Here is a 5,737-nt window from a genome sequence, read left to right as displayed (position 1 = left end):
AGCAGGGACAGCATCTCGTCGGAGGGGGCCGGAGTATCGGGGGCTGCAGCATCGGGATCGGCCGTCTCGTCCTCGGCGACGAGATCGGGCGCAGGTTCAGGGTCGGCCTCGGGATCGACCGGCTCGCGGTCCGTCACGCCGGTGCGCTTCTGTCCGGCGAGAACCGAGGTGAACGCATCGCCGCCGGGGCCGCCGGCCGGGTCCGCGAGGGCGGCGTCGCCCGACCTGACCGGTGACCGCACAGGCACTTGCCGCTGCAAAACAATGTCCAAGGCACTCAAGTCCCGCTATCCTTCTTCGCCTCCCCGAGCATCTCGTCTATGCGCTCGAGGGTCTGTTTGCTGGTGGAGACAAATCCCTTGAAGGCTTCGTCCGCCGCCACCGCGGCCGGATCGGCTTCCGACGCCGCCATGGGATCCGTCGTTCCGGAATTCTCGCCTTGCGAGGACGGGCGCCCGTCCGATCCATCGCCGGCTTCGGTTGCCCCCACATTGGGCGTGAATGCTTGCGTGAGGCTGTTGGGGTCGGGCTTGCGCAGCACTTCCTCGGCAATCATCCGCGCCGCCTCGCGCAAGGCCCGGTCGCGCTCCGACAGTTGCGTCTCGGGCACGGCATTGAGCCGCGCCAGCACGCCGTTGACGCCGTCGGTGGGGATCTCGGCCATGCCGGAATAGAGGTCGGCGAGCGCCTGCGGCGCCGCATCGGCGGGATCGAGCATGCCTTCCGCCTTGCCCGAGGCAAAGACGGCGAGATCGCGCAGGCCCGAGATGGCGGCCTTGCGGGCAATGCGCAGATAGACCTCGCGCTTGCGCGGCCGATCCATGAAGGACAGGATCTCCTCGAGCCGCTCCTCGCCCACCTTGGAATAATTGAGCACGACCAGATCGACCAGCAGATCGGCATACTGGCCGGCATAGGGAGAGTTGATGAAGCGCCGGGCATAGAGCTGGGCATAGACCAGCGCCTCATCGACCAGGTTCTTGCGCACGGCGACGAACAGCGAGCGGCGCAGCGCCGCCTCCTCGACCAGCGTGCCCGGCGCGGTGAGCCTCGCCCAGTCGAACAGCTCGAGCGCGGAGGCGTCGCCGGTGGTGGCCGCCATGACGTTCGCCGCCACCAAGGTGAGATAGGGGCCGATCTCGGTGTCCTTGTAGATATCGACGACCTCGGCCAGCGAGGTCTGGGTCTTGGCGGCGCGGCCGTTGAGATAGGCCCTGAGCACGGTGGTGATCTCGTTGTCGAAATTGCCGAACTTGTCCTTGAGCGCGAGAATGTCGAGGGTCTCGGGATTGCCGCCGCTCATGGCATAGATCAGCGCCGCGTCGACATTGCGCGGATCGTCGAAAACCTGCTGGTCGGCGCTGCGCAGCCGGCTGTCGATGACGCCGATCAGGAACCGCTGCATCTCCATGGCCGAGTGATCGCCCCGGACCACGGCGTCCTGGACGAACTGCAGCGACCGGACCAGCTTGTAGGGTTCGAGCGTCTCGATATTGCCGCCCATGGAAAAATCGGCCGGGTCGTCGTTGGCCGGAGACGGCGCGGCCTGGGTTTCGTCCGGGGACGGCTCCGTCGCCGGGGCCTCGCCGCCGTCGGGCGCGGGATGGGCCTGGGGGTCGTCCGGCGCGGAAGGGGCCCCGCCCGCGTCCGGCGCGGGATGCGCCTGCGCTTCCGGCGCGCTCGCCGCAGCCGGCTCCGGCGCCGCATGGTCCTCGGCCGAGGCCTGGAACGCGACCATCGCGGCCACCACGGCGAGGCTCAGAAACCCTGGGCGAAGCGCGCGCGGCACGATCAGCTCCCTCCGGCCTCGACGAGGATCTCAATGCGGCGGTTGACTTCGGAAAGCGGGTTTGCCGGGTCCTTGAGGCGCTTGTCGGCAAAGCCCGAAACCTGGACGATCCGCTCTTCCGGAACGCCGCCGCGCACCAGCATGAACAGGGCGGAATGGGCACGCGCCATCGACAGGCGCCAGTTGTCGCCATTGCCCGACGCAAACGGCCGCGCATCGGTGTGACCGCGGATGGCGATCGCGCCTTTGCGCTCGGACAGGATCTGGCCGATCTTCTCCATCGCCACCACCAGATCGCGGCCCGGCACTGCCGAACCCACCTGGAACATGCCGAAGTCGAGCTGGTCGGTGATCGACACCAGCAGGCCGCCTTCCGAGGGGCTCACGGTGATGCCCTCGGCGAGCTTGCCGATGGAACCGCCGAGCGCCTTGGCGATGTCGTCCTGGAGGACTTCGGCCTCGGTCTTGGCGCGATCCAGCGCCTCGGCCGATGCGCCGGCCCCGCCCTCGCCCGCTTTATCCGCCGTCTGTTCGCCCTGCGGACCGGCTTCGGGGTTGGCGCTCGCCGCGCTGTCGGCCGCCGCGCCCTGCTGGCCGGGGCCGCCGGCGGTCTCGGGCGCCGTGTCGAGCTTGACCATCGCCTGGCTGTCTTCGGGCGGCTTGGACTGCTGCTCCATCTGCTTGGACCAGAAATCCGGATCGAAGGGATCGCGATAGGCCTCGCCGCCCGAGGCGCCGGTGGCGGGACCCGATTCCGCGGCGCCGCCATCGCCCTTGGCGGAGATGTTGGTCTGCGTCCCGGTCTCCTGGGCGATCTCGGCCAGCACCGAATAGGGATTCTCGAAATAGTCGGCTTCCGAATAGGACTGCTTCTCGCCGGCGGTGGCGTTTTCCTTCTCGCCGGAATCGGCCGCCTGGCCGCTGGTGGTGGCTTCGCCGTCGGTCAGCGATTTCGGCGCGGTCGCCTCGCCGTCGGCATTGTTGCCGACCTCCTTGACGCCGCGGTCGGTCGGCCTGTCATCCATCAGCTTGATCGGGTTGAAATAGCTGGCGACGGCCGCCTTGGTTTCCTCGTTGGCCGCGTTGACCAGCCACATCACCAGAAAGAACGCCATCAACGCCGTCATGAAGTCGGCATAGGCGATCTTCCAGACGCCGCCGTGGTGGCCTTCCTCGCCGCCGCGGCGGCGCTTGACGATGATGATTTCGTTCTTGCCCTGGTGGGTGGTCGAGGAGTCGCTCATGCAAGGCTCTCCGCCAGTGCGTCGGCCCAGGCCGACATCCGCGTGGCGAACCTTGTCCGGTCGATCTCGACCTCGATGTCGATCCCGTCGGTCTCGCGGACCACGAGCCGGTCGGCGGCCGGGCCGATGGCGTCACGCAATGCGGCGACGAGGCCTTCGGGGCCGGAGACGCGGATCTGGCCGGCATTCTCGAGTTCGAGACTGCCGCGGACCTCTTCGGCGAGAGCGGCGATGATGCGGGTGCGGACGGCCCCGTCGATCAGCGGCGCCAGCACCGCTTCGACATCCGCGGCGATGAGGCCGGCGATCTGCTCGCTCCTGGCGGCGACCGCTTCGGCAATCGACTGTGCGGCGCGGGTTTCGAGCTCCGCCCTCAGGTCTTCGAGTTCGGCCGCGTGGCGGGCCGCCTCGGCCTCGCGCTCGCTGTCATGCCGCCGGGAGAGCTCGGCCCGGACCCGGGCTTCGGCCTCGGCCCGCGCCTCGGCGCGAACGGCCTCGATGTCGATGTCGGGCAGGGAGGGATGTCCGTGGGACGCCGCGTCGTGCCGTGCCGCCTGGAACGCATTGATGCGGGACAATTCGAAATCGGGAAGGAACCGTGCAAGGCTGGCCGTCATGGTCGGCTCCGGCGTGTGGCGGGTGCTGGCGATTGCCGGTTCAAGATCTTTTCCTTCGTTTGGCGTCGGCGGACGCGGCAGGATCCGAACACCCGACCGTTCACCCGCAAAACCCTAGAGAGCAAAACTTGCGTGAGCATGAACGACGGCGCCTGCGCCTCGCGCCTGGACCCTAGCCCGGCGCCCATTTGCCGGGTCGGGCGCCTGAATAGCCGTTGGACCGCACCAAGGGCAATTTTGGCGCGGTCCAACTGATCCACCATGACCGATGACCGGCGGCACGGCAGAATATGATCACTCGGGCCGTCCCGGACCGGGACGACTCCAGCCTTACTGCTGGAAGAGCGAGAGGATGTTCTGGGAATTGGTGTTGGCGATCGACAGAGCCTGGATGCCCAATTGCTGCTGCGTCTGCAGCGCCTTCAACCGGGTTGACTCCTCGTTCATGTCCGCGTCGACCAGACGGCCCACACCCTTGTCGATGGAGTCCATCAGGTTGGCGACGAAATCCTCCTGCATCGAGACGCGCTTGTTGATCGCGCCCAGATTGGAGGCCGCATCGGTCATCTGGCTGAGCATGGCATCCACGACCCGGATCATGTCGTCGACTTCGGCATCCGTGGTGGTGGCGGTCAACGCGACCACCGCGCCGCTGGCCGCGGTGCCGGTGGTGGAGCCGGTGTCGATCAGGTAATAGTTGCGCGCCGTGGTCGAGGTCGAATCCGGGTCGAGCGCGTTGGCGTCAATGTCCTTGGTCAGGATGCCGAGGCTCTCGTTGTTCTCGCCGATCATCGTCAGGCTGGTGACGTTGATGTCGAGCGTGGTGATCGTCACCAGGCCGTTGACGTCGCGGTTGAAGCCGCCGACGACCGACTTGGTGCCCGCCGCCGCGGTGGAGGAGTTGTTGAGCCAGTTCTCGCCGGAGAACGATGCCGATTCGGAGATCGATTTCAGCTGGTTCTTGAGCTCGGTGAGTTCCTTGTCGATCTTGGTCTTGTCGACGCCGGGCTCGCGGGCCGCCACCAGCTTGGCCTTGATCTCGGAGATCACGTCGATGGAGCTGTTCATCGCGGTGTAGGCGATGTCGACCTTGGCGGCGCCGAGACCCAGCGCGTCCTTCACGGTGGACAGCGCCTTGTTGTCGGACCGCATCGTCGTGGCGATCGACCAGTAGGCCGCGTTGTCGCCTGCGTTTTCGACACGGAAGCCCGAGGAGACCCGTGCCTGTGTCATTTCCAAATCGGAGTTGATGGTCCGAAGAGTCTGCAGCGCAGCCATTGCGGCTGTGTTGGTCATAATGCTGGTCATAAGAAATGCCCCATAAATTGCCCAGGGACATACCGGCCATGTTTCCGGTTACGGTGATCTTGCATCATGCTGACCGGAGCATTTCATTGCCCATGCGACCCGGTTCACCGTTGGTAACTAACACGTAAACGTTTATGGTTAATCAACAGTTAACTCAAGCCTTTGTTGACCGCCAAGTGCGGCGAAGGCGAAAAAAAACGCAAAACGGCCGCATCGCCAGGCGATGCGGCCGTTCGTGCCTGCTGAAACCGGAACCGCGGGTGGCGGTTCCGGTCCGGCTCGTCCTTAACGGAAGAGCGACAGGATGTTTTCGGAGTTGGAGTTGGCGATCGAGAGCGACTGGATGCCGAGCTGCTGCTGGGTCTGCAGGGCCTTCAGGCGGGTCGATTCCTCGTTCATGTCCGCATCCACCAGACGGCCGACGCCCTTGTCCACCGCATCCATCAGGTTGGCGACGAAGTCGTCCTGCATCGAGATGCGCTTGTTGACGGCGCCGAGGTTGGAAGCGGCGTCGGTCATCTGCGTCAGCATCGAGTCGACCGCACGGATCATGTCGTCGACCTGGGCGTCGGTCGTCGCACCGGTCAGCGCGATGCCGGTACCGGAAGCGGCCGTGCCGGTGGTCGAGCCGGTGTCGATCAGGTAGTAGTTCCGGGCCGTCGTGGAGGTCGTGTTCGGATCGAGCACGTTGGCGTCGATGTCCTTGGTCAGGATGCCGAGGCTTTCGTTGGCAGCGCCGATCAGCGTGGTCGAGGTGGTGTTCACGCCCAGCGTGGTGA

At 66.1% G+C, this 5,737-nt stretch carries 6 protein-coding genes; all 6 read right to left on the bottom strand.

What is annotated here, in order from left to right; genetic code table 11:
* Positions 1-248 (bottom strand): hypothetical protein (locus tag LL06_RS23420; protein ID WP_201772379.1); only part of this gene is annotated, 248 nt, incomplete at its 3' end.
* A gap of 29 nt (positions 249-277) precedes the next feature.
* Complete coding sequence (locus LL06_RS23415) at positions 278-1,789, bottom strand: chemotaxis protein (protein WP_052161859.1); 1,512 nt, start codon at positions 1,787-1,789, stop codon at positions 278-280.
* Positions 1,790-1,791: 2 nt separating this feature from the next.
* The gene (locus tag LL06_RS23410) at positions 1,792-3,033 is read right to left on the bottom strand and encodes a MotB family protein (protein ID WP_035532729.1); all 1,242 of its coding nucleotides are present in this window, start codon (positions 3,031-3,033) and stop codon (positions 1,792-1,794) included.
* Entirely contained in the window at positions 3,030-3,650 is a 621-nt protein-coding gene (locus tag LL06_RS23405; RefSeq protein WP_035532727.1) for a hypothetical protein, read from the bottom strand. The genes LL06_RS23410 and LL06_RS23405 overlap by 4 nt, the downstream gene beginning before the upstream one ends.
* A gap of 330 nt (positions 3,651-3,980) precedes the next feature.
* Positions 3,981-4,958, bottom strand: coding sequence for a flagellin (locus tag LL06_RS23400; protein ID WP_035532724.1), 978 nt, complete (start codon positions 4,956-4,958; stop codon positions 3,981-3,983).
* A 285-nt stretch (positions 4,959-5,243) separates the two neighbouring features.
* Positions 5,244-5,737 (bottom strand): flagellin (locus LL06_RS23395; protein ID WP_035532721.1); only part of this gene is annotated, 494 nt, incomplete at its 5' end.

The organism is Hoeflea sp. BAL378 (assembly GCF_000759435.1).
Lineage (GTDB): Bacteria > Pseudomonadota > Alphaproteobacteria > Rhizobiales > Rhizobiaceae > Hoeflea.
The sequence above is the reverse complement of the archived record's forward strand: the minus strand, read 5'-3'. Positions and strand labels throughout refer to the sequence as shown.

What these genes read in the sequence shown, in the direction of transcription:
- LL06_RS23400 (WP_035532724.1), bottom strand. Translation starts at nt 4,958, where the DNA reads ATGACCAGCATTATGACCAACACAGCCGCAATGGCTGCGCTGCAGACT.
- LL06_RS23410 (WP_035532729.1), bottom strand. Translation starts at nt 3,033, where the DNA reads ATGAGCGACTCCTCGACCACCCACCAGGGCAAGAACGAAATCATCATC.
- LL06_RS23405 (WP_035532727.1), bottom strand. Translation starts at nt 3,650, where the DNA reads ATGACGGCCAGCCTTGCACGGTTCCTTCCCGATTTCGAATTGTCCCGC.